At 56.3% G+C, this 25648-nt stretch carries 24 protein-coding genes and 1 tRNA gene; 13 read left to right on the forward strand and 12 right to left on the reverse strand.

What is annotated here, in order from left to right; translation table 11 throughout:
- The first annotated feature begins 23 nt into the window (after positions 1-23).
- Together tldD and KP708_RS12460 are read left to right on the forward strand one after the other, a co-directional pair.
- Complete coding sequence (gene tldD / locus KP708_RS12455) at positions 24-1487, forward strand: metalloprotease TldD (RefSeq protein ID WP_215749530.1); 1464 nt, start codon at positions 24-26, stop codon at positions 1485-1487.
- 98 nt (positions 1488-1585) lie between these two features.
- Positions 1586-1798: a hypothetical protein gene (locus tag KP708_RS12460; RefSeq protein WP_202206837.1), complete on the forward strand. Its 213-nt coding sequence runs from the start codon at positions 1586-1588 to the stop codon at positions 1796-1798.
- Between the two features lie 3 nt (positions 1799-1801).
- On the opposite strand, the gene KP708_RS12465 is transcribed toward KP708_RS12460, so the two are convergent.
- Positions 1802-2200, reverse strand: a complete 399-nt coding sequence (locus KP708_RS12465; protein ID WP_235271739.1) for a YggT family protein — start codon at positions 2198-2200, stop codon at positions 1802-1804.
- 50 nt (positions 2201-2250) lie between these two features.
- Between KP708_RS12465 and KP708_RS12470 the strand changes: the two genes are divergently transcribed.
- Positions 2251-2326, forward strand: a tRNA-Ala gene (locus KP708_RS12470).
- A gap of 17 nt (positions 2327-2343) precedes the next feature.
- Here KP708_RS12470 and KP708_RS12475 read toward each other — a convergent pair.
- The 8 genes from KP708_RS12475 to KP708_RS12510 form a co-directional block, all read right to left on the reverse strand.
- Positions 2344-3996 (reverse strand): glycosyltransferase family 39 protein, encoded by a 1653-nt coding sequence (locus tag KP708_RS12475; protein ID WP_215749529.1) that lies wholly within the window; start codon positions 3994-3996, stop codon positions 2344-2346.
- A 76-nt stretch (positions 3997-4072) separates the two neighbouring features.
- Entirely contained in the window at positions 4073-4825 is a 753-nt protein-coding gene (locus KP708_RS12480; RefSeq protein ID WP_211495733.1) for a glycosyltransferase family 2 protein, read from the reverse strand.
- Positions 4826-4829: 4 nt separating this feature from the next.
- Positions 4830-5330: a F0F1 ATP synthase subunit B gene (locus KP708_RS12485; RefSeq protein ID WP_064275509.1), complete on the reverse strand. Its 501-nt coding sequence runs from the start codon at positions 5328-5330 to the stop codon at positions 4830-4832.
- 10 nt (positions 5331-5340) lie between these two features.
- Positions 5341-5901, reverse strand: coding sequence for an ATP synthase F0 subunit B' (locus KP708_RS12490; RefSeq protein WP_046900359.1), 561 nt, complete (start codon positions 5899-5901; stop codon positions 5341-5343).
- A gap of 8 nt (positions 5902-5909) precedes the next feature.
- Complete coding sequence (locus KP708_RS12495; protein ID WP_007284348.1) at positions 5910-6134, reverse strand: ATP synthase subunit C family protein; 225 nt, start codon at positions 6132-6134, stop codon at positions 5910-5912.
- Between the two features lie 46 nt (positions 6135-6180).
- Positions 6181-6930 carry a F0F1 ATP synthase subunit A gene (locus KP708_RS12500; protein ID WP_046900946.1) on the reverse strand — a complete coding sequence of 250 codons (750 nt, stop codon included), beginning with the start codon at positions 6928-6930 and terminating at the stop codon, positions 6181-6183.
- Entirely contained in the window at positions 6908-7276 is a 369-nt protein-coding gene (locus KP708_RS12505; protein ID WP_086634744.1) for an AtpZ/AtpI family protein, read from the reverse strand. Before KP708_RS12505 ends, KP708_RS12500 begins: the two co-directional genes overlap by 23 nt.
- Positions 7277-7421: 145 nt before the next feature.
- A complete protein-coding gene (locus KP708_RS12510; RefSeq protein ID WP_215749526.1) occupies positions 7422-8936 on the reverse strand; it encodes a vitamin B12-dependent ribonucleotide reductase in 1515 nt (504 codons plus the stop codon).
- 194 nt (positions 8937-9130) lie between these two features.
- Here KP708_RS12510 and mlaD point away from each other — a divergent pair, with 194 nt between their 5' ends.
- The 6 genes from mlaD to KP708_RS12540 are packed head-to-tail and all read left to right on the forward strand — an operon-like array spanning position 9131 to position 13169.
- Complete coding sequence (gene mlaD / locus KP708_RS12515) at positions 9131-9664, forward strand: outer membrane lipid asymmetry maintenance protein MlaD (RefSeq protein ID WP_207204216.1); 534 nt, start codon at positions 9131-9133, stop codon at positions 9662-9664.
- Positions 9661-9882: a hypothetical protein gene (locus tag KP708_RS12520; protein ID WP_202206833.1), complete on the forward strand. Its 222-nt coding sequence runs from the start codon at positions 9661-9663 to the stop codon at positions 9880-9882. Before mlaD ends, KP708_RS12520 begins: the two co-directional genes overlap by 4 nt.
- Before the next feature lie 2 nt (positions 9883-9884).
- Positions 9885-10559 (forward strand): DUF2155 domain-containing protein, encoded by a 675-nt coding sequence (locus tag KP708_RS12525; protein WP_215749525.1) that lies wholly within the window; start codon positions 9885-9887, stop codon positions 10557-10559.
- A 50-nt stretch (positions 10560-10609) separates the two neighbouring features.
- A complete protein-coding gene (otsB, locus tag KP708_RS12530; RefSeq protein ID WP_046900353.1) occupies positions 10610-11332 on the forward strand; it encodes a trehalose-phosphatase in 723 nt (240 codons plus the stop codon).
- Positions 11320-12657, forward strand: coding sequence for a trehalose-6-phosphate synthase (locus KP708_RS12535; protein WP_211495738.1), 1338 nt, complete (start codon positions 11320-11322; stop codon positions 12655-12657). The genes otsB and KP708_RS12535 overlap by 13 nt, the downstream gene beginning before the upstream one ends.
- Positions 12654-13169 carry a disulfide bond formation protein B gene (locus KP708_RS12540; RefSeq protein ID WP_215749523.1) on the forward strand — a complete coding sequence of 172 codons (516 nt, stop codon included), beginning with the start codon at positions 12654-12656 and terminating at the stop codon, positions 13167-13169. The genes KP708_RS12535 and KP708_RS12540 overlap by 4 nt, the downstream gene beginning before the upstream one ends.
- 6 nt (positions 13170-13175) lie before the next feature.
- On the opposite strand, the gene KP708_RS12545 is transcribed toward KP708_RS12540, so the two are convergent.
- Positions 13176-13349, reverse strand: a complete 174-nt coding sequence (locus tag KP708_RS12545) for a DUF1328 domain-containing protein (RefSeq protein WP_046900350.1) — start codon at positions 13347-13349, stop codon at positions 13176-13178.
- Between the two features lie 163 nt (positions 13350-13512).
- On the opposite strand from KP708_RS12545, the gene KP708_RS12550 reads away from it, so the two are divergent.
- Together KP708_RS12550 and KP708_RS12555 are read left to right on the forward strand one after the other, a co-directional pair.
- A complete protein-coding gene (locus KP708_RS12550; RefSeq protein WP_215749521.1) occupies positions 13513-15531 on the forward strand; it encodes an NAD(+) synthase in 2019 nt (672 codons plus the stop codon).
- A 91-nt stretch (positions 15532-15622) separates the two neighbouring features.
- Positions 15623-17014, forward strand: a complete 1392-nt coding sequence (locus KP708_RS12555) for an NAD-dependent succinate-semialdehyde dehydrogenase (RefSeq protein WP_046900348.1) — start codon at positions 15623-15625, stop codon at positions 17012-17014.
- Between the two features lie 100 nt (positions 17015-17114).
- Here the strand turns inward: KP708_RS12555 and KP708_RS12560 are convergent, their stop codons facing one another.
- Positions 17115-19958, reverse strand: coding sequence for a glycosyltransferase (locus KP708_RS12560; protein ID WP_252347313.1), 2844 nt, complete (start codon positions 19956-19958; stop codon positions 17115-17117).
- A gap of 565 nt (positions 19959-20523) precedes the next feature.
- On the opposite strand from KP708_RS12560, the gene KP708_RS12565 reads away from it, so the two are divergent.
- A complete protein-coding gene (locus KP708_RS12565) occupies positions 20524-21879 on the forward strand; it encodes a calcium-binding protein (protein ID WP_215749519.1) in 1356 nt (451 codons plus the stop codon).
- Between the two features lie 108 nt (positions 21880-21987).
- Positions 21988-24762 carry a glycosyltransferase gene (locus tag KP708_RS12570; protein ID WP_215749517.1) on the forward strand — a complete coding sequence of 925 codons (2775 nt, stop codon included), beginning with the start codon at positions 21988-21990 and terminating at the stop codon, positions 24760-24762.
- Here the strand turns inward: KP708_RS12570 and KP708_RS12575 are convergent.
- Positions 24748-25647, reverse strand: a complete 900-nt coding sequence (locus tag KP708_RS12575) for a rhamnan synthesis F family protein (RefSeq protein ID WP_215749515.1) — start codon at positions 25645-25647, stop codon at positions 24748-24750. The two genes, KP708_RS12570 and KP708_RS12575, sit on opposite strands and share 15 nt — an antisense overlap.
- Position 25648: the final 1 nt, after the last annotated feature.

The following is a 25648-nucleotide window of genomic DNA, read 5'->3' on the forward strand; positions in this document are numbered from 1 at the left end:
CTCTCAGCCAGGAGATTACCCCGATGTCCATTGCCGCAGATGCGCTGGGAGCCCTTGCCACAACTGATGCCCTGTTTTTTGACCGCCCCGGTTCCCGACTGACGCGGGAGGGTGCCGAAGCACTGGTTGCACAGGGATTGGCAGGGGTAGATGATGGAGAGCTGTTTCTCGAATACCGCGAAAATGAGGGGATCTCGCTGGATGACGGGACAATCCGATCCGCGAGTTTCACAACCTCTTCAGGCTTCGGTCTGCGCGCAGTTCTGGGAACGGAAACGGCTTTCGCCCATTCTGATGAAATGAGTGAAGACGCTCTGGCACGGGCGGTTAGCACTGTCGGCGCCGTGCGACAGGGACGAAGTGGCGTGATGGCGCCTGGCCCGCGATCAACCAATCAGCGTCTTTATTCTGACTCCCGACCGCTGGAGGGAACGGACTTTGCAGCGCGTGCGGCCGTTCTGGGCGAAATAGATGCCTATGCCCGTGGTGTGGATACCCGCGTTGTTCAGGTCAGTGCCAGTCTGAGTTCCGAGTGGCAAGCCGTGCAGATCATGCGGCGTTCGGATGCTGGAGATCGCGTTGCGGATCTTCGTCCGCTGGTCCGTCTGAATGTATCGGTCGTGGTTGAAAAGGACGGTCGTCGCGAGAGTGGTAGTCATGGACAGGGGGGACGGTATGAACTGGATCGTCTTCTGGATGGCGCAACATGGAAAGCCGCAGTTGATGAAGCTCTGAGGCAGGCTCTGCTGACCCTCGATGCAGCGCCGGCACCTGCAGGAGAAATGGATGTGGTGCTTGGGCCAGGATGGCCAGGTATTCTGCTTCATGAAGCTGTTGGCCATGGGCTGGAAGGGGACTTCAACCGGAAGGGAACATCCTCCTTCACAGGTATGGTCGGGAAGCGGGTGGCTGCTCCTGGGGTGACGGTTATTGATGATGGGACACTGCCGGAGCGTCGAGGATCTTTGAGCATCGACGATGAAGGGACTCCAACAGGACGAACTGTTCTGATCGAAGACGGCATTCTGACGGGCTATTTGCAGGATCGCCTCAATGCCCGTCTGATGGGTGTGTCTTCCACGGGAAATGGGCGTCGGGAATCTTACGCTCATGCTCCTATGCCACGTATGACGAATACGGTGATGCTTGAAGGAACAGCGACGACCGACGAGATGATCCGCTCTACAAAGCGTGGACTGTATGCCGTCAATTTTGGCGGTGGTCAGGTTGATATTACGTCCGGGAAGTTCGTTTTCGCGGCGTCTGAAGCTTACCTGATTGAAGATGGAAAAGTGACGCGTCCGGTGAAGGGAGCGACGCTCATTGGAAATGGTGCAGATGCCATGAACCAGATTTCGATGATCGGGTCAGATGTGGCGCTTGATCCGGGAATTGGAACATGCGGCAAAGCCGGTCAGGGCGTTCCTGTCGGAGTGGGGCAACCGACGTTGAAGTTGTCTGGCCTGACGGTAGGTGGCACAGCCTGACAGGGTAAAGCTCTCCGGCTTCCCGGCTCTTAAAAGTAGCCGTAACTCATTTCCGGATATTGCAGCTCAGGAGTTCACGTTGTGAAAGGAGCTCCACCATGGGGCATAATTACGCCAAGCCACTAACCAGTCAGGTCCGGATGGAGCGTGTGCTAAGCCGCTTGCCTGAAGACTGGTCTGTTCGTATTGAACGTGAGGCTGGAAAAAGGTGGCGCGCCTGGATGCAACCACCGGCGCATTCAGGCCTGTGGAGCGAACCACACAATGATCTGGCTGATGCGCTGGAAGAAGTGTGGCGCGCAGTAAGGTAAGTCTCAGAAAGCCGGGTGGTAAATCAGCATTGCGAATACCCGGTTGACGAGGGGATAGACCAGAAACTGGATTGCCAGTAGCAGGACCATCGGCGCGAAATCCATGCCGCCTGTGCTGGGAAGGATATTTCGAATAGGGGCCAGAATAGGCTCGACGACGCGCGCGAGGGTGTTGAAGAGCGAGTAGAAAAACCGGTTACGAATATCCAGCACGCCAAAGCCCAGCAGCATGGACAGGATACAGTAAGCCAGAAGAGCCCATACGAATGCCTGAATGATCATCAGGATAATGGCGTGCAGGGCAAGCATGCTGAAAACCTCGTCGGAAAACGCGGAAGACCGGGTAAGCGGCCAGCCAGGAACAGGTTTTGTATCTGCCTCGGCGAGACAGGACAACCTCATCTGGATTGCTTGACAGAAACCGGGCTGATGGGAACTATCAAAAGTGCCATGGGGCTGTAGCTCAGTTGGGAGAGCGCCTCGTTCGCAATGAGGAGGTCAGGGGTTCGATTCCCCTCAGCTCCACCATGGCAATTTCCAGAAATTCAGTCCGGTGCGAACAGGCCTAGGTCAAGATGATGACCGTTTGAGTAGTTCAGGCCTTGAATACGGCCATATTCTACGATGCTGAGGTTGGTTCGGTTCAATGCATCCCGAAAGGTCTTTTCATCCTTTCGGTCTACCAGAGCGAGGGTGCAGCGAGGATTTTGCTGGAGATAAGCTGCCGCGGCTTCTGGGCCAATCAACTGCGTGTGTTCACCCACTAGGAAGACCAGGCTTGGCTCGGAATAAGATGTCGAGACGAGCACTGTTTGAGCGCATGGCTTCACGTCTTCAAAGAGTGCAGCCACTCGTGGAGCCAGTCGAATGGTTTGAAGGTTCGGGATAACAGCCAGGAAGAGGCCTGCCTGCGCAATTACAGCGGCTCCCATCGCGCAGAATGCAGCCTGCTGCCGATGATTGCGCATCAGGAGAAGAATTGCTCCTCCCATGAGAGGCAGTGCTCCACAGAGAGCCAGGCCTTCACGGATCGAAAACATGTGCTCCATTTTATACAGCACGATCGTGCCAGCGAAGCAGAACGCCAAGCCGACTATCCCCCATATAACGCCGTAAAGTCCGAGGGCGATTTTGCTCCATTTGGAAAGAGCTGGACGACCCCAGATCGTTAGAGCCGCAGCAGTCAGGATTGCAATGGCCGGATATGTTGGGAGCACGTAATGCGGAAGCTTCGTGGCGATTAGTTCAAAGACCAGCCAGTGCGGGATAATCCAGCTCAGCAAAAACCTGACCTGAGGCTGTTTGCGATTTTTCCAGACTGATGGAATTGCCAAAGCAGCAAAAAAAGATCCAGGCCAGAATGCCAGCGCAAAAACAATAAGATGGAACCCTGGTGGTAGGCCGTGAGCTTCCTGTCCATGCGCCACTTTCCCCAGAAAGTTACGGCCGATGGCGCGTGAAAAGAAATCCCCATGACTGACAACATCAATCGCGACACACCAAGGAACCACTACGGCAAGCATGAGCAGCCAACCCCAGCGTGGACGCAATCTGGACCACCATTCTCGATCACGTTCGACAGCCCATAGGGCCAGTGGGGTACAAAAGCCTGGAATGAGAACAACAGGGCCCTTGAGCATTAGGCCGACGCCCAACGCCAGCCAGTAACCACAGGCAACCCAGACGGATGTCGGACTGTTCTTCTGACGATCGAGAAATGCCCTCAGAAGCATTGCTTCAAAGCACAGAATATCCAAGAGTAGGACTGTATCGATTGTCGCCATATGGCTTTCGGCAACAAAGAGCGTCGAAACCATCAGGAGACCCGCAGCCATCAGACCGGTGACGGCTCCGAAGAGTACGCTTCCCATCCAGGCTGTCAGGGGAATGATAAAGGCGGCGGCTAGGAGGCTTGGAATGCGATAGGGCCAGGTTTTTCGAAGAACGTCTGAGCCAAAGAGTTCTTCCGCAATCTTTGCAGAAGAGGCTTCAAGCCAGTAGATGCCAGCCGGCTGCAAATAGCGTGGCTTGTCCTGAAAGCGGACGTCTACGAAATTTCCGGACGTGAGCATCTGCTCTGACGCTTCCATATAACGTGGTTCGTCACGATCCAGCGGGGGCAATGTCATGCGTCCCGGCAAGGCAAGCAGAAAGGTCACTAGCCCAAGGAGGGCATAATGCCGGAATGTCAGTTTCATGCAGAGGCTCCGTTCCGGTCCATCAGAGAATGGTGGCCGGAAAGTGTCTGAAAGGCCATCCTCGTTAAAGGATGGATCAGTGTTCGGTCAGACGATCGGGCAGGTGGGTTCGGTTTTGTAGCCACATGACACCCAGAAGATCACGGATGCCAACAAGAGCCCGATTGAAGTTGGTATATTTTGATGAGCCGTGCAGACGAGCACGGTGCTGAACTTCATGGCAGATCAGCGGGGCGCCATAGTGTCCAAGGAGGGCCGGTAGAAAGCGGTGTACACCCTCAAACTGCGGAATACGCAGGAACATCTCACGAGAGAAAAGTTTGAGGGGCGCTCCGGTGTCCGGGCAACCATCATTCAGAAGGCGACGGCGCAAGCCGTTGGCCAGCTTTGTCGCAATGCGCCGGGAGAGGCGGTCGTTCCTTTTTCGACGGACACCAACCACCAGCGGCGGCTTGGAATTGGCTGAACGCGCCAGCTCAAGCATGCGGATGATGGAAGAAGGATCGTCCTGACCATCGCCATCAATGGTCGCCATCCATTCGCCATGAGCGGCTGTTGCTCCCGTTCTCAGAGCAGCAGATTTGCCAAGGCGCCGTGGGTGGCTAAGAATTCTGAGATTTGGAAGATACTGACGTCGTGCTTCAAGCAGCTTCTCGACAGTGGCATCTGTACTGCCATCGTCGATGGCGAGAATTTCAGTATTTTCCGGGAAGCCATCAAGAACTCCAGCGAGTTCCTGACAGACAGGTAGAATATTGTCCGCCTCATTCAGGACTGCCATGACAATGGAAAGCGTCACAGGAGTCTGGGATGGGCGGACGGATGTCATAAACTCAGGCCGCAGAACGGCGCAGCGCTTCAGGAAGGTTCTGAATGCTCTGTTCAATCAGCTGAGCAGCAACGTCCGGGCTTTCGGAAAGACGGGAGGCCACAACATCGCGAGCTGCCGAGATGGCAATGGCTGTTGCGCGCTCTTGAACTTCACGGATTGCAGCGCGCTCTGCGGCTTCAATCCGGTCGTGCGCCATCTTCTCGTAACGGCCGGCTGCTGCTTCTGCTTCGTGACGGGCGCGTTCTGCCAAAGCAGCAGCTTCCGTCTCTGAGCGGGCAATCATGGCCTGCGTTTCTGCCAGCGTTTTCTCACGCTCGCGGGTCGCATCTTCGAGCATCTGCTCTGCCTCACGGCGGAGACGGGCTGCCTCGTCCAGATCGCGGCGAACGCCTTCTGCACGGGCATCAAGATGGCTCGTGATGACGGCCCAGAGCTTGCGCCCAAAGATCACGAAGAAGAGGACAAATGCCAGAGCAGTCCAGAAACGGGGTTCTTGGAACATCGTCGTCTCCTTAGGCGCTGACGCGTTTCACGGCGCTGGCGACAGTCTGTTCATCCTGTTCCCCGATCAGACGGGAGACCAGGTTCTGAGCGGTACCAGTAGCAATCGCGGGGAGGCTGGAAAGAGCCTGCTCGCGGGACTGGGCAATCCGGGCTTCGGCATTTGCAACTTCAGCTTCAAGACGCTTTGCGGTTTCCCGTGCATGCGTTTCAGCGCTGAGGCGAGCCTCGTTCTGGATGCGCTCTACATTGGCCCGGGCCTGTGCGGCCGCTTCATGGCGGGTGCTCAGGAGTTCGGCGCTTGCGCGGTCGGACTCGGCTTTCGCACGGCGGGCAATATCGAGGTCGTTCTGGATGCGGGTGCGTCGGTTCGACAGCACGCGCTCGATCCGCGGCAGAGCGGAACGGCTAAGGACGACATAGAAGCCGGCAAAAATGACGGCTCCCCAGGCGACCTGTCCGATCAGCAGCGGATCATGGACGTTCAGCTGCGGCATGCCCGCAGCCACAGCTCGGCCCGGCACAGCCGCCAGCGGAGCGGCGAACAGGAAAAGACGTGGCGTGCGGTGCATGTTCGACCTCAGGCGAACAGGATCAGGAAGGCGATCAGCAGCGCGAACAGAGCAACGGCTTCCGTCAGCGCGAAGCCAAGCATGCCGAGGCCGAAAACGTGCGGGCGGGAAGCCGGGTTGCGAGCGATGGAGCTCACGAGCGTCGAGAAGATGTTGCCGAGGCCGATGCCGACGCCTGCGAGGGCGATTACTGCAATACCGGCGCCGATGTCACGAGCGGCTTGAACGTCCATGGTCAGGTTCCTTTAGGGTCGATACAGGGGTTGTGCAAAACCGCGCTCAGTGAGCGACGGCCTCGCGCAGATAGATGCAGGTGAGAATGGCGAAAACGTATGCCTGAAGCACACCCACCAGCAATTCCAGAGCCGTCAGCGCAATGTTGATCGCGATCGGGGCAACGGCCAGGATATGACCGAAGAAGCCCAGACCGGCGAGCATGATTGTGAAGCCGGCAAACACCTCGAGCAGAACGTGACCGGCCACCATATTGGCGAACAGACGGATCGACAGGCTGACGGGGCGAGAAAGAAAAGAAAGGATCTCGATCGGCACGAGCAGCGGTGACAGCCACACAGGGGCGCCAGCTGGCATGAAGTGCTTGAAGAAACCCAGACCCTGAAAGCGCAGGGAAGCCAGGATTGAGATCACGAACACCGTTACGGCCAGCGCAAGTGTCACTGCGATATGGCTTGTATAGGTGAAGGAGAAGGGAAGCAGGCCGAGGTAGTTACCGGCGAGAATGAAGAAGAACAGAGCGAACACGAACGGGAAGAAAGCAGCGCCTTCTTCACCCATCGTGCCGATGGCAAGGTCATGAATGAAGTCGTAACCAATTTCGGCTGCGGCCTGAAGACGGCCAGGAACGACGGAGGCTGGGCGCATTCCGATAAAGAGGAATGCGAGCACCAGCACAACGGCGATCAGCATGAACAGTGGAGACTGTGAGAACCGCAGAGCTTCGCCCAGAGATCCGAGAACCGGATGGAGCTCGAACTGTCCGAGCGCGTCAATCGTCGATCCGGCTGCCACGCTGGCTTCTCCCGTCATCTTTCAGCTCGGGCACCATGCCCGGCCCATTCAAAACCCGCCAGACATTCATCATGCCGGCACCAAAACCTAGCAGGGCAAAAATCAGAAGGAAAAGAACCCTGTAACCTAGCCAGCGGTCAAGAGCGTAGCCTAATGCCACACCAACCGCCAGACCGGCTACGAGCTCCGTTCCGACCCGGATCGCAACCCCGAAAGATGCGATAGAACCCGCATCTCCATCGGAGGACTTTGTGGAAAACTCTTCCGCGTGGGGATCAAGCTTTTTGCTTGCGCGCTTCAGGCGCACATCAAAGCTGTCATCCTCGTCGGAAGGGGCGTGTCCCACGCTGTCTGATCCCTTACCCTGTGCGCATCCTGTCCACCGGGCACAATGACCGGATTCCTTCTCAGCGCAGGCGCTAGCTACCGACGTGTCCGCAGGCTGTCAATGTATTCCAGCAGCGCAGACGTCGGAAGACGCCATATTTTCATCAACTCACCAGTCTGAGGCGTCGACCGCGGGGTGTATCGCCCGACGAATGATCGAACGGCAACATAGGAGATGTATCTTCCGCGTTGGGTTCGATCTGTGGTGCGTCTGGCATGTGCTGACCGAGATAAGCCTCCGAAAGTGTTCGGAAGGCGTAATCGAGCATCGATGATGCGTAGGCCGCGCCCGGATCACCTTCGACCGTACCCGCAGGCCCGAAGCGGGTATAAGCGAATCGTTCGACAAAAGCGTCCAGCGGGGCGCCAAACTGAAGACCGATGCTGACAGCCTGCCCGAGACAATCCATTAAACCCCGGGCCATTGGCGTTTCTCGGGTCGGGATGATGCTGACTTCACCCAGGGTGCCGTCTTCAAACTCACTCGTGCGCATGAAGAGACTGTGACCGCCGACAGCAGTGCGCTGAGTGAAGCCGGTTTGACGCATTGGAAGCTGACGCCGAGCACCACGTTCCAGTCTGGCACGCAGATTCGCCAGTTCGGGTTCTGGCAACTCCGGAAGAAAATCGACGGAGCGTTCCATCGCCTTATGCATGGCGGTATGGGCTCCCGGCCTTGTCGGAGGAAGGGGAGCTTCACCAGCAAGAGCCATCGCAAGGGCGGATTCGGGCGTCAGGCCTCTGTAAGCCAGTCTGGCAAGGGTCGAGGCGCGGAGATGTCCATCGCTTCGTAGAGGCGAAAAGACCGGCGCCAACCCGCAGGATTCAACACCCAGAAGTGCGTCGACAGGCCCGGGTCCGGAAAACCCCGTTTCCACAGGGGGAAGATGCTGGCCTTCCATGGCCGCGCAGGCTTCTGCCGCGAGGGCGCGCAACCCCGGCAGGGATGCGCAGGCTGGAATGGTCGGGAGTGAGAGATTTGTGCCTGCATGTGCGATGCTCGTGGCCAGTGCTGCAATGGCTCTGGCGGCCTCTCGTCCTGCATCACTGTCGTAGTCGAGCCCCATGGATGCGAGGCAAGCGTCCAGGTCCGTTAGCAGGATAATGCCTGCAGGTTCTTCTGACGGATCAGCGGGCAGGTCAAAGAGCGGCAGCTCACCTGTTCGCTCCACGCGTGTTGCTGCGTGAAGTCGACGCAGGGAATCGCAGGCCAGCTTCAGGCAGGCTACGAAATGCTCTGGTGCGAAACCGTCCTCCTGAACAAAGCCAGACAGTCGGACAACAAAACCTGGAATTTCGTCAGGGTGACGTTCCCACAGGGCAATGTTGGGGGCGAGCTGACGCATCAGCAGAAGATAAGACAGGCTCCGGGCAGGAGAAGGTGCATTGGCTGGCGTTCCGGGGAGAGGCGGGCACGCATCAATTGTGTCAACCCAACGTGCCGCTTCCGTCGAAAGGCGGATGGGGCCACCATTTTGCGTGATCTGGGCCAGCGCCTGCGCGGCATCATCCTCCCAGGCGGCCGGAAGGGTGACGGAGCGCGTGGCGCTGTCGTCCGGATCGGTGGTGACCCGAAGCGTTCTCATGCGAACGCCGGTCCAATGAAGACGGGCTGTCATGCTGCGAATCTACGCTGCGTTCCGGTGGCCCGGAAGCGGGAAAACGTGCCTTTTGGCCGGGTTAATGGGTGGGAACATGGGGATATGGGGGATAACATTTTCCCAGGTTGATAATCTCTGTTTCCAAAGGGAGGGTTGGACTGTGGCGATGGAGTCCGCTAGTGCAGGAAAATGATTTTTTCGAAGGTGATGTCATGAGCGCAGCCACGGGAACAGCGCCTGCCGCAGCTCGCCACGATCGGCTTGAGCTTCTGGCTGGGTTTCTGGTGCTGGTCTTTCTGGTCGGGATGCTGGTTCTGGCGATGCTGGGTCATCATCGTCATGATGACGGCGGCTATCAGGTTCATGCGTCTTTCAGCCAGATTGATGGTCTGAATGTCGGATCAGATGTGCGTCTGGCTGGAATTACCGTCGGCCATGTAATGTCTGAGGTCGTGGATCCGAAGACTTTTCAGGCGCAGGTGACGTTCACACTATCCCCGGACGTGAAGCTGCCAACGGATTCTGCCGCGATTGTCACGTCTGACAGTCTGTTGGGCGGAAAATACATTGCGCTGTCACCGGGGGGCGCTGACGCTCTTATCAAGGCTGGCGGGGCGCTGACGGAGACGCAGGGGTCTATCAGTCTTGAGCAGCTTCTGAGCAAATTTATCTTTTCGGTCACGGATACGCTTCAGAAGGCTCAAAAGCCCCAGAAGCCTGCTGGTGGCCTGTCAGACGAGCCGTGAGTTCCGAGGACTTTCCCTGGCTGGATCGTGATGGGCAGCCAGTGGCCTGCGTCGAGAAAGTGCGCGTGCTGAGAGAAAACGATGCCGAATTGCGTCAGGCCCTACAGGATGCGTTTGAGGACGGTATTCTGATGGGTGTTTCCCCAGATGCCATGCGCCAGTCCTTCATCGCCATGCTTGCCGATCTCGTGGACCCGAAATCCCAAGGAAACGCCTGATCATGACCAATCGGTTCCTGTTTGCCGGTACGGCGCTTCTGGCTCTGTCTGTAACGTCATCGGCGTTTGCTGCTGTAGGGGTTGCCCCCCCGGCGATGTACCCGGCTAATACCTGGCAGGGACGGACACAAGCTGTCATTCGTGTTCTGGATCGGCTTGATGCCCATATTGAAACGCTGACAATCCCGGTGGGCGCAAATGCCTCCTACCGAACGCTTTCGGTGGCGGTTGAGGCGTGTGTCAGTCGTCCGGAAACATTGCCGGCTGACTCTGGTGCATTGCTGCACCTGCGTGATTCGGGAGATTCGGCTCGACCACCCTTCGACGGATGGATGTTGCAGAATGAGCCATCTCTCGGGACTTATGGCAGTTCGCTTTATGATGTGCGTGTTGTGGCGTGCACGGGAGATCGTGTTGCGCCGGACGCTGGACCGCTGCCCGTCATAAAAGCGCCTCAACTAGCCGGTACGACAGCAACGGAAGATGAAGGGGGGACCGATCAGTCCGGCTCTTCATCGTCATCTGAAGGAGGAGCGGTTCCGCTGGCGCCAGACAGCCACGCACCGATTCCTCTCGCGCCGCCCTCTGGGGGTGCGCAGTCTCTTGTGCCTCCCGCACCACCGGCATCAGCCGGACCGTCCTTGCCTCCTCCCGCAGCCGATCCCGGCCTGGAATAAGGAGTGGGCGGAGCGGGGGTACCCCTGAAACTGGAAAGAGAAGCCTACTCATGATCCAGATTCCTTTTCCGCCTTCCAAAGCTGCAATCCTGCTGGATTTCGACGGAACACTGGTCGATATCGCTCCTACTCCTGAAAGTGTGGTTGTTCCTCCGGGACTGGCAGACGATCTCCTCCGCCTGAAAGATATGCTCGGCGGAGCGCTGGCTATCGTGACTGGCCGACCGATCGCCCAGATCGACCATTTTTTGCCCGGCATTCCTCATGCCGTAGCGGGGGAGCATGGAGTGGCCGTGCGGACCTCACCTGAAAAAGACATCACCCATCCTGCTCTCCCCTCTGTGCCAGCTGACTGGCTGCAGAAGGCGGAAGATATTGTCTCTTTGCATCCCGGTGCGAGCGTGGAACGCAAGAAGGCTGGAATGGTCCTGCACTATCGTCAGGCGCCGGAGGCTGAAACGGCATTTCGGGCGTTGACGGAGCAATGGTCACCGGAAGCTGGCGGTTTCCGTCTGCAGGACGCTCACATGGCTATCGAGCTTCGTCCGTTGGGCGTGGACAAGGGAGGAGCCGTGCGGGAGTTGATGTCTGAAAATCCTTTTCGCGGTCGCTTGCCACTCTTTGTCGGGGATGACGTTACAGACATGGACGGAGTGAGGGCTGCGCGCCAGATGGGCGGTGCTGGCTGGCTCATTCCGGATGATTTTCCTGATGCAGTCACGTTCCGCCGGTGGCTGCACGATTTATCGGAGGGGCATGGATGGGGCGCCTGATAGTTGTTTCCAATCGTACACCAGCGCCCGGAGAACGGACGCAGCCTGCGGGTGGTCTGACTGTTGGGTTGTATGATGCTGTTCAGACACGGGACAGCCTCTGGTTCGGCTGGTCCGGGGAACAGTGCGAAGACGCACTGGACCGGCCTGTCATGGAGGACCGTGCTGGCAATGTGACTTATGCCACATTTGATATGACGCCCCGGCAATATGACAGGTTCTATCTGAACTTTTCCAATGGGGTTCTCTGGCCGTTATGCCACTACAGAACCCAGCTGATCCGTTACACGCGTGAAGATTGCGAGGCTTATTACGAAGCCAATGCCGTCTTTGCCGATCGTCTGGTTCCTCTTCTGAAAGAGGACGATACGATCTGGATTCATGATTATCATCTGTTCCCGCTGGCTGAGATGCTGCGGGACAGAGGGGTCACGGGCCGGATTGGCTTTTTCCTGCATATTCCTTTTCCACCCTGGAGTGTGGCGCGTCTCCTGCCGCAATTGCAGCGCCTTCTGAAAGGGCTTGCAGGTTGTGACCGAATTGGCGTGCAGACACCCGAAGATGCCCAGAACCTCAGGGGATGTTTCGCGGAGTATGGCCTCAAGGCAGAAGTAGAGGCTGTGCCGATCGGGATTGATCCGATCCGTTTCCGGCAGCAGGCTATTGAAAGTGCCTCCACGGAAGACGTGGAGCAGATTGTGGACAGTCTGGTTGGAAAGCGCCTGATTATTGGTGTGGATCGGCTGGATTATTCCAAAGGTCTGCCTGAGCGGATGCGGGGGTATGAAATGCTCCTGAAAAACTATCCGGAATATCGCGGCAAGGTGACGTTCTTACAGATCACGCCTGTCTCCCGGACGGGTGTGGAAAGCTATCGGCTTCTGAAGGAAGAGCTTGATGGCCTGGTGGGAACGATCAACGGGGCATATGGCACGCCGGACTGGGTGCCGATCCGTTATACGACCTGGCCGATTTCCCGGAATGTTCTGGCGGGGCTCTATCGGGTGTCCGATGTCGGTTACATCACACCGTTGCGCGATGGCATGAATCTTGTCGCCAAAGAGTTCATCGCGGCTCAGGATTCCAAGGACCCGGGCGTGTTGGTTCTGTCACGGTTCGCTGGTGCCGCACCTGAGATGCCAGAGGCGCTTCAGGTCAATCCGCTGGATGCTGAGGGGATGGCAGATGCACTTCATGCGGCACTCACCATGGACGTGCAGACCCGTCATGAGGCATGGTCCGCACTTTACGGCGAAGTCTCTCGCAACACAGCGGGAAGCTGGGCCAAGCAGTTTCTAGACAGCCTGGAGGCCTCTCGCACATGACTCTGACCGGAACGAAGCAGCCCGATATGACCAGAGTACTGGGAGGGCTGTTCGTTCTGGCCGGGGTTTTGGCGCTCGGGACGGCATGGTTTGCGGAGCATCGGCTTCTGCTGGCGCCGTGTGAACTGTGTCTGTGGGAGCGGAGGCCCTGGCTGGTTCTGATCGGGATTGGAGCTTTGACGTTGCTTTTGCCGCGACGTTACGCACGATATCTCGTCTTTGCGGGTCTGCTGTGCCTAGCGGTCAGTATTGGGTTGGCAGTTCTGCACGCTGGTGTTGAACACAAATTCTGGCCAAGCCCTGCTCCCGAGTGCCGTGCGCCAGTTTTTCATGGCGGTAGCTTCAAGGACTGGATGGCAGCGATGCCGGCCCGGCCGAACAAGCCTTGTGATTCGCCCGATTATCTATTCGGCCTTCCGATTTCCATGACGGAAATGGGCGGTTTGTATGCTGTAGTCGTTTTTGTGGTGGCCAGCCTCGGAAGCGTGCGCATGCTGCGCTCCCGAGGCTGAAACCTGTCAGAGTCTCGGGCGACCGCGACCGAAGATCAGGCTGATGATCAGCAGTACGAGGAAGATGAAGAACAGGATCTTGCCGATATAGGCGAAATCTGCCGAAATCCCACCGAACCCAAGCACGGCGGCGCACAGGGCAAGGATGAGGAAGACAACCGTCCAGCGAAGCAGATCCATTGGTAAGTCTCCTGGGTCATGATGTTCCTCCGGTTGGAGAAACGGGGTGAGCAAGGCAGAACGGGACAAAGACGCTCCGGTTCAATTTCGTAATGGCTGTATCGTTGAACACATTAAAACGTGACGCCCGCTTTCCGGGTCGCCTGGGTCTGAGAGAGGCACCATGACCAGATTCCGCTCACTTTATCATCAGGGTTTTGCCCGGATTGCGGCCTGTACGCTTCCCGTTTCTCTGGCCGAGCCAAAAGCCAATGCGGAGAGGGTTCTTGAGGTTCTGAAGGACTGTGACCGACAGCGTGTTGCTGCGGTTGTTTTTCCGGAGCTTGGGCTGACTGGCTACACGCTTGATGATCTGCGGTTCCAGGATGTGGTGCTGGATGGTGCCCGAACTGCCCTGGAATGGCTCGCCAGGCAGACGGCTGACCTGATGAGTGTTGCCGTGGTCGGGCTGCCGCTTTGCCGGGGGGAGTTGCTCTATAATTGTGCAGCAGTCATTCATCGTGGGCGTATTCTGGGTGTCGTTCCCAAATCCTATCTTCCACGATACCGGGAGTTTTATGAGCCCAGACAGTTCACGTCTGGCTTGGGAGCGTCCGGACTGGTGCGGATTGGTGGCGCTGAGGTTCCGTTTGGGGCGGACCTTCTGTTTGAAGCGCATGATCTGCCGGGTCTGACGCTGGGCGTCGAGATCTGTGAGGATTTGTGGGTGGCCAATCCTCCGAGCGGAATGCTGGCTCAGGCGGGGGCGAGTGTTGTTCTCAACCCTTCTGCGTCGCCAGTCACAATTGGCCGTACAGATGACCGTTCTCTGCTGTGCCAGGCTCAATCCATGCGGACTTTGACAGCATATGCTTATGCAGCGGCTGGGGAAGGGGAATCCACCACTGATCTGGCATGGGATGGTCAGGTTTCCATTCACGAGAATGGCTGCCTTCTCGCGCAGTCAGATCGTTTCCCTCAGGGAGAGCGGCTGGTGGTGGCGGATGTGGATCTTGATCTTCTCCGGCAGGAGCGTTTGCGGACGGGTCAGTTTGGTGTCGGGCGTGACTGTTTCAGAACCATTGGGTTCGCGTTGTCTGCCCCACTGGAAGACCTTGGGTTAAAGCGTGACGTTGCAAGATTCCCGTTTGTTCCTTCTGATCCGAAAACACTGGCTCGGGATTGCTATGAAGCCTGGACCATTCAGGTAAGCGCGCTTCGTCAGCGGTTGCAGGCGAGTGGTGCCCAGCGTGCTGTCATTGGTGTTTCCGGCGGCCTTGATAGTACGCTGGCGCTGCTGGTCGCTGTCAGAGCTGCGGATGAGCTTGGCTGGCCCCGGACGCATGTTCTTGCCTACACGATGCCCGGATTTGCCACCGGTAGTGAAAGCCGTGGGCTTGCTCATGCGCTCATGTCAGCGCTGGGCGTAGAAACCAATGAGCTCGATATTCGGCCTGCGGCCGAGACGATGCTGGCGGGCATTGGTCATCCTTATGCAGAGGGCAAGCCGGTTCATGACATCACCTTCGAGAATGTGCAGGCAGGACTGAGAACGGACTTTCTCTTCCGTCTGGCCAATCATCGAAACGGCATTGTCATCGGGACGGGGGACCTCTCCGAGTTGGCGCTGGGGTGGTGCACCTATGGCGTCGGGGATCAGATGTCTCACTACAATGTGAATGCTGGAATGCCGAAGACGCTGATCCAGCATGTCATTCGCTGGTTGGTTCGGGAAGGGGGGCTGGAAGGTGGCGCACCAGACGTTCTGGAGAAGATCGTCAATGCTGAAATCTCCCCGGAACTCGTCCCGGATGTGGGGCAGGGAATTCAGAGTACGGAGCAGATGATTGGCCCGTATGCCTTGCAGGATTTCACGCTTTTCTATGTGCTCAGATATGGATTTCGCCCATCACGTATCGCCTTTTTGGCAGAAAAGGCCTGGGGAAGTGTTACAACAGGTTCTTGGCCAACGCATTTCCCCGAAGATCGGCGGAAATCCTATGATCTGGAAGAGATCTGTCACTGGTTGAGGATCTTTATTCACCGGTTTTTTGCCACCAGTCAATTCAAGCGCTCGGCCATGCCAAATGGGCCGAAAATCGTTGCTGGCGGCTCTCTTTCTCCGCGTGGAGACTGGAGGGCACCGTCCGATGGTAACGCACGAGCATGGCTGGAAGAGCTTAAACAGAACACGGCTATGTGAACTTTCAAACTTTTGAGGGGTTGGGGGTTCCGTACCATGGCTTTCATGCCAATATGCTGGGTACCATTTTATTCAACGGAGATTTTCCGTCATGGCTTACGCTACGACCAATCCATATACGGGTGAAACGCTTAAAACCTTCCCGGAAGCAACTGACCAGGAAGTGCAGCAGGCGATTACTGACGCATATGAGGCCTTCAAGAGCTGGCGCGACGTTTCCTTTGCAGACCGCGCCAAGGTTATGGCTGCTGCCGGTGCGATCCTTCGTCGCGACATTGATAAATATGCCAAGCTGCTCACCCTTGAGATGGGCAAGCTTTATGAAGAAGCCAAGTTGGAGACCATTCTCTCTGCTGAGATCTTCGAATATTATGCCAAGAACGCTGAAGAGCTTCTGAAGCCGGAAAAGCTTCCGGTTGCTGATCCGAAGGAAGGCGAAGCCATCCTGATTCATCAGCCGCAGGGCATTGTCTTTGCGATTGAGCCTTGGAATTTCCCGTACTACCAGATCGCTCGTATCATCGCGCCGCAGCTTTCTGCCGGTAATACGGTTCTGCTGAAGCATGCATCCAATGTGCCGCAGTGTGCTGCCATCTTCGATGACCTGATGATCGAGGCTGGCCTGCCAAAGGGCGCATTCCACAATCTTTATGCTGCCCGTCACCATACGGCCGTGATCCTGAATGATCCGCGCGTCTGTGGTGTGGCGCTGACCGGCTCTGAAGGTGCGGGCGCCATTGTGGCCAGCACGGCTGGTCAGGCGCTCAAGAAGGCAACGATGGAACTCGGCGGTGCCGATGCATTCGTCGTGCTTGAAGATGCCGATGTTGAAAAGGCCGCCAAGTGGGCTGCTTTCGGGCGTCATTGGAATGCCGGCCAGGTCTGCGTGTCTTCCAAGCGCCTGATCGTTGTAGACGCCATCTACGACAAGTTCCTTGAGATCTATAAGGCTGAGGTTCTCAAGTTCAAGGCTGGTGACCCGATGGATCCGGCTACGACGCTTGCGCCGCTGTCTTCACAGAAGGCTGCTGATGATCTGAAGGCCCAGGTTGAAGAAGCAAAGAAGCACGGCGCTGTTGTTGAAGTGATCGGCGCACCGGTTCCAGAGAAGGGCGCATTCTTCCAGCCGCTTCTGATGACAAACCTGCATGGTGACAACGAAGCCCGTCACTGGGAGTTCTTTGGCCCCGTCACGCAGCTTTATCGTGTGAAGGACGAGGCTGAAGCAATTCGCGTTGCCAATGACTCGCCGTTTGGTCTGGGCGGTTCCGTCTTTACCAAGGATACGGCGCGTGGCGTGAAGGTTGCCGAGAAGATCCACACGGGCATGGTGTATGTGAACCATCCGACGATGGTGAAGGCTGATCTGCCGTTCGGTGGTGTGGCTCGTTCCGGTTATGGCCGTGAACTGATTGGTCTGGGCATCAAGGAGTTTGTGAATCACAAGCTGATTGATGTCGTGGATATCGACGCACCGTTCTGATTGTGAGTTGGCTGGATCTTGCGATCCGGCCTGTTCATGGAAAACCCCGGACAGGAAACTGTCCGGGGTTTTTTGTGTCTGAAAGACTGATCGGGGAAGGTCAGGCTCTCTGATGGGCCTTCTCTGCGGTCAGATTAATCCAGGGATGTCTGTCCTGCACATATGCAACGACACGCGCTTTGTGGGCGGTCCGCTCTGTTGAGGCGTTGGTCATGGAGCTACTGTGCTGTCTGTAGTCCGCCAGAATGGCTGGTACCTGTCGTCCGGGTAATCCCAGTTCAGCGAAAGTGCACCAGAGGTCATAGTCTTCCCAGCCCATTGCTTCACGTGAAACATAGTAGCCGCCGGCTGCTGCCCACGCCCATTTGGCGACCATGGCCATGGCATCAATGCGATTGCCTGAAACCAGTGTCAGAGGGTTTGAGGGCAGATCGCCCAAAAGAACAGGTGCGCCGGGTGGTGTGATCAGATCAGGGGTCTTCTTTGTGACGAGTGGCCCGTTCTCGTCAAAGCACTGGATCAGCGGATAGGCGTAGGCGATGCCGAATGTCATGGCAGCCAATAGTGTTTCACAAGCATCCGGGCGCAGGATGTTATCGGCGTCCAATTGTAGAGTGTGCGGGGTTTCAGCAGCATCCATGCCGATGTTTCGTGCCCCACCCAGGCCTGCATTGCGGATGGACCGTCTGAAGATCAGGCGGTTGAAGCGGCCGGTGTGCCGTTCCATCCAGATCCTGATGAGGTCAGCGGATTCATCCGTTGACCCATCATCCACCACGATAAGGTCCAGGATTGGAAGTGTCTGGGCAACAACGGAATCCAGAGCATCCAGAACGTGATTGGCGTAATTGTAGGATGTTACGATGACTGTGACGTCTGCTTCGCCCAGAATGTCATGGTGGAAGAGCGTTTCACTCTCTGGAACGACCGGCAGCGCAGGAGGCTTTACGCGGCCGCGGGCCAGAAGAGTTTCCGCCGCTTGAGCCGCTTCCACATCGCCGTTGAGGGAAGACAGGGCGAGTGCCATGCGCCGGGCTTGAGCTTCCGGGCTGAAGGGCCAGAGAACGTCATGATAGGCGTTACGGGCCAGAGTGCGGCGCAGATCGGGGTTGTCGACCAGTTTCAGGAGCGCGCTGGTCCATTCTTCCTGTGTTTCAGCCAAGAGGCCGGTTTCATTGTTTCTTACGACCCGACGGAATGGGCCAGTTGGAGAAACGATGGAGGCGTTGCCTGCAAGAGAGGCTTCAAGGAATTTTATCTCGCTTTTGGCTTCGCAGAAGATGTTGCCGACTTCCAGTGGCGCAATGGAGATATCAAATCTGGCGAACTCTTCTCCCAGTTCGGAAAGGGGAACCATATCTCGCCATTCGATCTGGCTTTCTACGGCCTTGAGAGCCGGGAACTCCTCCATCAGAAGGACGGGACGGTGATTGTCTTTTTCCCTGAATAGAACCAGTCGCGTGTTGGGGCGTGCTTTCAGCACACTCGTCAGAGCAGGATAAGCAATGGTGAAGTCACGCTGATGGGTGCGAGAACCCGTAGCATATCCAATGCGGATCAGTCCGTCGTCAGATGTTGAACGACCAGGCTCGCCGCGGAGGCGACAGCCCAGGCGGGATCGACGCAGTGTCTCATGGTCATAGACATTCGGAAGAAGATGGATGACGGGGCGCAGTTCATGCATCGCAAGAGCCAGCTCCCCGGTTGTTGCTGATCCCTGTTCACAACGCACAAGAGTTCGGCGCATGTCTGCGAAGCAGCGCTCAATGCGCTCTTCCGTCGCGCCCACAGAGCGAATGCCGTCAATGAAGTCGATACGCGCGTAATGCGGAACAAAAACGATATCGTCGGCGTCAAAAATGGTTCTGACGCCTTCCTGCTGCGCCAGATCAAGAATGGTGCTGACGTGGCCGCTATATTCCACGCGCCAGAAGATCATGACGTCAGCCCAGCGGATGTCTTCATACCCGACTGTGGCGCAAGGCTGGATACGTGCCTCATATCCTGCGTTACGGACGGCTTCGGCATTTCGGTCACATCGATAGGCAACGCCAGGTGTATCGGGCTCACCGGCGACGAAAAGAACGCGCTGTATGACTTCAGGCGAACAGGTTCCATCGTCGGGAACTGTAGAAGGTTCTACCAGAGCGAAAGACTTACTGGATGAAAAGTCTTCCTGCTCTGAACAAGACTGCAAGGCGAGAGGCTCGGGAAGTGTTGGGATATGTGGAATAAAGGGTTTTCGAAAAGCCCGAAGAACCCGGCGCCATAAAGGTGCGGGTTGCGAGAGAAAGATTCTTAGGGAATCCAGACCCTCGCGGTTTTCTGTATAATGGTGTTCGATCGTTGTCCGCTTGTGGTTTTCTTCCGCCATTTTTATGCGGAAAGCGTCACGTTCCTGGCGTATCGGGTCAAGAATATGCGTCAGGGACGCAATCTTTTCATCTCGAATGCGGATGCCTCTGGAGAGAGACCGGCTCTCGATCCGGAGAGCATGAGTTGTGCGTTCTGCGTGTTCAGCAGCCTGCTTGTATCGTTGAAGCTCTGCGGCGCTCTGGCGTGTGGCTAGGTCATGAGCAAAAAGCTGGCGAACCCTGTAACGGAAATCGCGGGATTTATCGGACTGACCCACCAAAAGCTCAATGAAGGGATGCGTCCCTGCGGGGCGGAGCGCAATATAGTCTGACAGAACGACTTCATTCGGGCGGCTCTGAGTTGTTTTCCCTACCAGAGCCACGGGAATACTGGATTTTGCCCATTGTTCCTCATGTGTTCGGTGACAGAGCAATATGCCGGAATCACCATCGCTGTGGATTCTCGCGAATGTTCTTTCTGAATGATGACTTTCAAGTTCCTGCCAAGCTCTGAGCTGGGAGCCAAGTTCATCATCCAGCGCCGGAGACAAAAGGATAGTGGCCACCTGTGGGAAGGCGTCATTTTGCAAGACGCTTCCTAGCCAGAGAATTGCTCTGGCGGCGTGGTCAGCCCCATCTCCCTGGGGGCCTGAATTTCTCTCGGGTAAGGGCCTCTGGATAAGCAAATTGGCTAATTCGGCCAGATACCTATCCTGCAGAGAGGGCGAGGGGGAGGTTGAGGATGGGTTTGTCACAGGTGCAATTTACAGATTCGTAAAGGTATGGTGTGAAAACATCTTAAGGCATTGTAGAGACACAATCCCTATTTCTGTTTGTTTTTTATGAAGTATTTTAATTTTTTATTGATTGCGTGCTGTAAAGTTTATCCCGTCATTGCAACCATTCGTAAAATGCTCCCTTCTGTGATGGGGCATTCCTGCCCCAGCCTTTCTGTGTCTTTCAAATCACAGTAGGGAATTGCACTGTGAGTGGGTCTCTATATTGCTCCGATGCTCGGGTAGGTCTTGCACAGATACGTCAAATCCTTATTGCTTTTGGTAAATAGGCTTTGGTATATGCAAGACTCGTCACTCGATCATTTGGGTGGTCTGAGGGCCGCCAGTGCGAGGCAACCTTTTTTAGGAGTGCATGGTAATGGCAATCACTACCGTGGTTGGCGCCTCCGGCCGGATCCTTGCGGTCACGGTCGACGGTGCGCAGGCCCACGCTCTGGCCAGTCAATATTCGTCTGCTATCGCTGGTGTCAGCGGTCTGACGAGTTATGATCTGGTTCCAGGCAGTAACAGCAGCCTGAGCGACGCAAGCGTTTCTCAGGGCGTTATTACTCAGGGCGGCAGCTATAGCATCGACGGGGATGTAGCTTACATCGCCGCCGGTTCATACGGCGCTACAGATACACTGAATGGCGCTGTTTCAATTGACCTTTCCAATGATACCGCTTCGAACATCAGCCTGCTGACAGGTAGCTGGGTTGGCGTTTCGGTTCAGGCTGGAAACCAGAACGGCACGTTCATCGGTGGTGTTGGTGACAACACGTTCACGGGGACAGGCAAGACCGGTAACTGGAACATTGCTACAGGGTCGGGCAACGACACGATTTCCGGGACAGATGGTAACAACACCATCGGTGGCGGAACAGGCAATAACCTGATCACCCTGGGTGCAGGCACGAATGCTGTTCGTTCTGAAGGCCAGGACACGATTGATGGCTCTGCTGGTACGGATACTGTTACCCTTCTGGGTGGCAGCTCGGTCGTAACTCTTGGCAACAATGCCACGGTTTATGACACGACGTACGACAACAACGTAACGGTTGGCAGCAACGGCTTTATCACGGGCGGCAGCTCCAGCACGTACTTCGCGACTGGAACGACCGCAACGGTTGCTGGTGGCCTGAACGATACGATTTCTGCTGCAGGTGACTTCCAGCAGGTTCGTGGTACTGGCAACAGCATCAGTGTCGGTGGCTCCCTGTCCTTCCTGAACGGTACGGGTAACACCACCATCACGGCTGGCAATGCCACCATGTTCGGTGCATCTGGCCTGAACGCTCAGTTCGATGGCACGTCCGGCTACAGCCTGTTCGTGGGCAACGAGGGCGACGAAGCAATCTCTGCTGCGTCTTCTCATGGTGTTCTGCAGGCTTTCGCAGGTACCGGCAACACGACCGTCATTGGCGGAACCGGTGCTGATACGCTGGTTGGTGGAACGGGCAATGCTACCCTTGAGGGTGGTTCCGGCTCTGCTAACCTGTTTGCTCTGAACAAGGGATCCGCTGGTGGCAACTACACCATCAGTGACTTTGGCAGCGCAGCAGGTAACCTGATGGCTCTGTACCAGTACGGCCTTCAGAACAACGGTGGGCTTGAGAACGTTCTGTCCAATGCAACTGTTGCCGGTGGCAACACGACCATTGCTCTGTCCGATGGCTCCAACATCACGTTTGTTGGCGTTACGGATCTGAAGGCTTCGAACTTCAATCTGAGCTGATCTACCCTGTCTGTTGGTTCACCAGCATTCATGAAGGGAGCTGGGTTCGTAAGAACCCAGCTCTTTTTGTTTGTACCTCTTCGTTTCCAGACTTTGGCCTTTTCTTTGATGACAGTGCATCCCGGTTCCAACGTGACACTCCTTCCAGAGGCAGCCGAAGAAGATTCGCGGCGGGTCCTGCTTGAGAGTTACCGCAGTTCTGCACGTCTGAATGGAATGAGGGCTGAGGGACTGCAAATTGAGAACACGCACCTCCGGGAGCAGATGGCTCTTGTTCAGAGCTCCCTCTCATGGCGGGTTACTACTCCACTGAGGCTCGTAAGAGGGTTGACGCTAGGTCGTCTGCCTTCTGGAAGGTCTCTCAAAGACCTGCCTGACCGCGTTCTCGAACTTTGGAGCAAAGGGGGCCCCAGCGCTTTAGGAAATGCTCTGGTACGTCAGGTTCTGCCTCGTTCTGGCAGGAAGAAGGGGCGGGAAGTTTCTGCTTCTCTTACCTCTGCCAAGAAGGCGTCTCCAGATGAAGCTGTGTCGGGGCTTTCCGTTTACAGTGATCCACTCGATAAAACGGCGACAGCACTGGCCCCGAAAGTTCTGATTATTGCAGAAGTTTCTTTGCGGCAGTGTGCGAAGTATCGTGTCTGGCAGAAGCGGGATCTTCTGGAACGCCTTGGATGGTCTGTTCAGGTTGTGGACTGGCGGGACATTGGTGTTGCGATGTCCGGGTTACAGCTTTGTACGCGGGTTATTTTTTACAGAGTTCCTGGCTTCGAGACTGTCATGAAGCTGGTCGCCGAGGCCCATCGCCTGCGTCTTGAGCCGTGGTGGGAAGTGGATGATCTTATTTTCGATGCTGAAGAGTATCTTCAGAATGGGAACATCAGCAGTTTGCCGCAGGCAGAGCAGGATCTGCTCATGTCGGGTGTTACCTTATTCCGGCGTTGTATGCTGGCTTGTGGCCGTGGCATCGCTTCGACCCCGGCATTGGCGCAAGCCATGTTGGACGCAGGCCTTACAGACGTCTCAGTGCTGGAAAATGCTCTTGATCATGAGACGCTTGAGATCGCGGCGTCTCTTCCGACCCATGAAGGTACGGACGTGGAGCGTGTGTGGGTTTCTTATGGATCAGGAACCAATACGCACGATGAAGATTTTCGACAGGCTCAGGCCGGGCTGATTGCTGCGATGGAAGATGAGCCGCGGTTATGTCTGCGGGTCATTGGTCAACTCAAGCTTTCGGGTGACTTTGATAAGTTCGGAGACCGTGTAGAGCGGCTCACTGAGTTGTCCTATCGCGACTATCTGGGCGTGCTTTCCCGAACGGATATTGCCATTGCACCTCTGGAACCGACGCTCTTCAACGACTGCAAAAGCAATATCAAATTTCTGGAGGCGGCAGTCGTCCAGGTTGCTTCGGTTTGCTCCCCCCGGAGTGCTTTTCTCTCTGTGATGCGGCATGGCGAGAATGGTCTGCTGGCCGTCACCGATGATGACTGGAAACAGAGTTTTCTGACTTTGGCCCGAGATATATCGCTGCGTCGGCGCCTTGCGGCTCAGGCCCTGCAGGATGTGATGGAACGGTACGCGCCCGATGCGATGGCGGTTACGCAGGGGCAGGCTGTTTTCGGTATGCCTGTGATGCCGGATCGGCACGCTTTGCGCGTCCTTATGGCAAATGTCTATTACGCTCCCCGCTCATTCGGAGGGGCGACGATCGTTGCAGAGGAGTTGGCAGAAAGGCTCATGCAGCGTGGTGTTGAAGTGGGAGTCATGACGTCTCGTCCACGTCTGGACGAGAATTTGTCAGGAAGTATTCGCTATGTCATCAACGGTACGGATGTGTTGTCCGCGGTAATTCCGGAGGGAACAGACCTCATAGGAGCTCTCGACAATCCGCAGATGGCTGAGGTGTTTGCCGATTGGTTGGACGCTTATCAGCCAGATGTCGTGCATGTGCATGCGGCTCAGGGGCTGGGTACTGCAATGCTGCGGGTCTGTCAGGAGCGCGGGGTTCCGTACGTTCTGACACTGCATGATGCGTGGTGGCTATGCGACCGGCAGTTCATGGTCCGGGAAGATGGGCTTTACTGCTTCCAGACCCGTATTGACCAGCAGGTTTGCCAGATGTGCCAACCTCATGCCCGACACTTACGGGATCGCGTGACGATCATGCATCAGGCGTTGGCTGAGGCGGCGTTGTTGATAAGTCCGTCTGAGGCGCATCGTCAGCTTTATCTTGCTAATGGCGTTGAGCCGGAGCGGATCGTTGTGAACAGGAATGGCTTTCGGTGGCCTGAACGGTTTCGTCGCCAGAGAATTTCGGGCTCGCGGCTACGCTTCGGATTCGTTGGCGGAACTGAGGCAGTAAAGGGATATCCACAGCTTAAAAAATGTATGGAGTCTCTTGAGCGATCTGACTGGGAGCTGGTTCTGGTTGATAACAAGATCAATCTTGGTTTCAGGTCCATTCATGCTGAAGACTGGTCAGTAAAGGGGGATCTAAAAATTGTACCTGCCTTCACGCAGGCTGGACTCGATGACTTCTATGATCAGATTGATGTTCTTCTGTTTCCTTCCCAATGGAAAGAGAGTTATGGCCTGACTGTTCGTGAAGCTCTGGCGCGCGACGTCTGGGTTGTGACGACTGCTCCAGGGGGACAGTCAGAGGATGTTGTGGACGGGATCAACGGGACGCATCTTCCTCTTGATGGGCGTCCTGAAACACTCGCAGCGGCTGTTGAAGCCTTGCTCAATCAGGCCGAAAAGTTTGACGGATATGTCAATCCATTCAAGGGCGATCTGGCAACGTATGAGGCGCAGACAGAAGAGTTGCTAGGCTTTCTGGAGCGCGTGGCCAAGCGTAAAACCAAGTTAGTGACCCATTAAAAGAGCTGGTAAGGCACGCAGTCTGTCTTCACTGGCAAGGGCCTGCACCAGTCGTGCCCGGAAACCGGCCTTCTTGTGCTGAACGCGCGGTGGGTTATTGGCCAGATAGAGTGCGATCCAGTCTGGGTCGAAAAAGGTTTTGTCAGGAATTTCGCTTCGCCACAGATGGACTGACGCGACCCCGCTTGGGTTATCTCGCAGAAGCTCTGTCTTAATGAACGGTGCTTGCCCTGAGTGGAGCACAGTGCGCCAATCTGTATGCATTGGGTTCAAGGATAAAAGGCGTGCCAGCCCCCGTGTGCTGCTCCATGAAGCTGCGATATCCAGTTTGGCGGCCTGTATGGCCAAGCCGAGACCGAGTTCACCATGCAAGACGATTTCCGGCTTGCTCATACTGTTGAATGGCTGCTGGAACACGCGCCTGATGGCGGGATGATCGAGGACATCGCGTGTCATGACGAGAAACCAGGACTGAAGATGAGCTGTAATAGCTTCTGATCGTACCATGCCCCAGATAGGGGAGCGGGTGGCCCGCATGTTTTCCATAATGGGCCGTAAGGGCGTCATGGGTCCGAACACGCTGTCATTCGCGAAGAGGATTTCACTCGCTCCCGCGTCGCAGTGGTTATTGAGCAGGTCCTGCCAGGCTCCAAAATCAAGACCAGAATTCTTTCTGGCGTACAGGTTAGCCCTGATCGGGATCGGACCGGAGGCAAAGCTGTTTTCGAGGGCTGTCATTCTCGCCGTGTCATTTGGATCCAGTCCGGAAACCGCGACATGAAGTTCGAACCCGCATCCTGCAATCTGGCTCAGGAGGTGTCTGGTGTGTGGAGCCAGCGTTGCTGATAGGTCGTGATAGGCGAAAAGGCAGATAGAACGCGACATG

Origin of the sequence: Gluconobacter sp. P5H9_a, from assembly GCF_018812085.1 — a bacterium.
In the GTDB taxonomy this organism is placed as follows: Bacteria; Pseudomonadota; Alphaproteobacteria; order Acetobacterales; family Acetobacteraceae; genus Gluconobacter.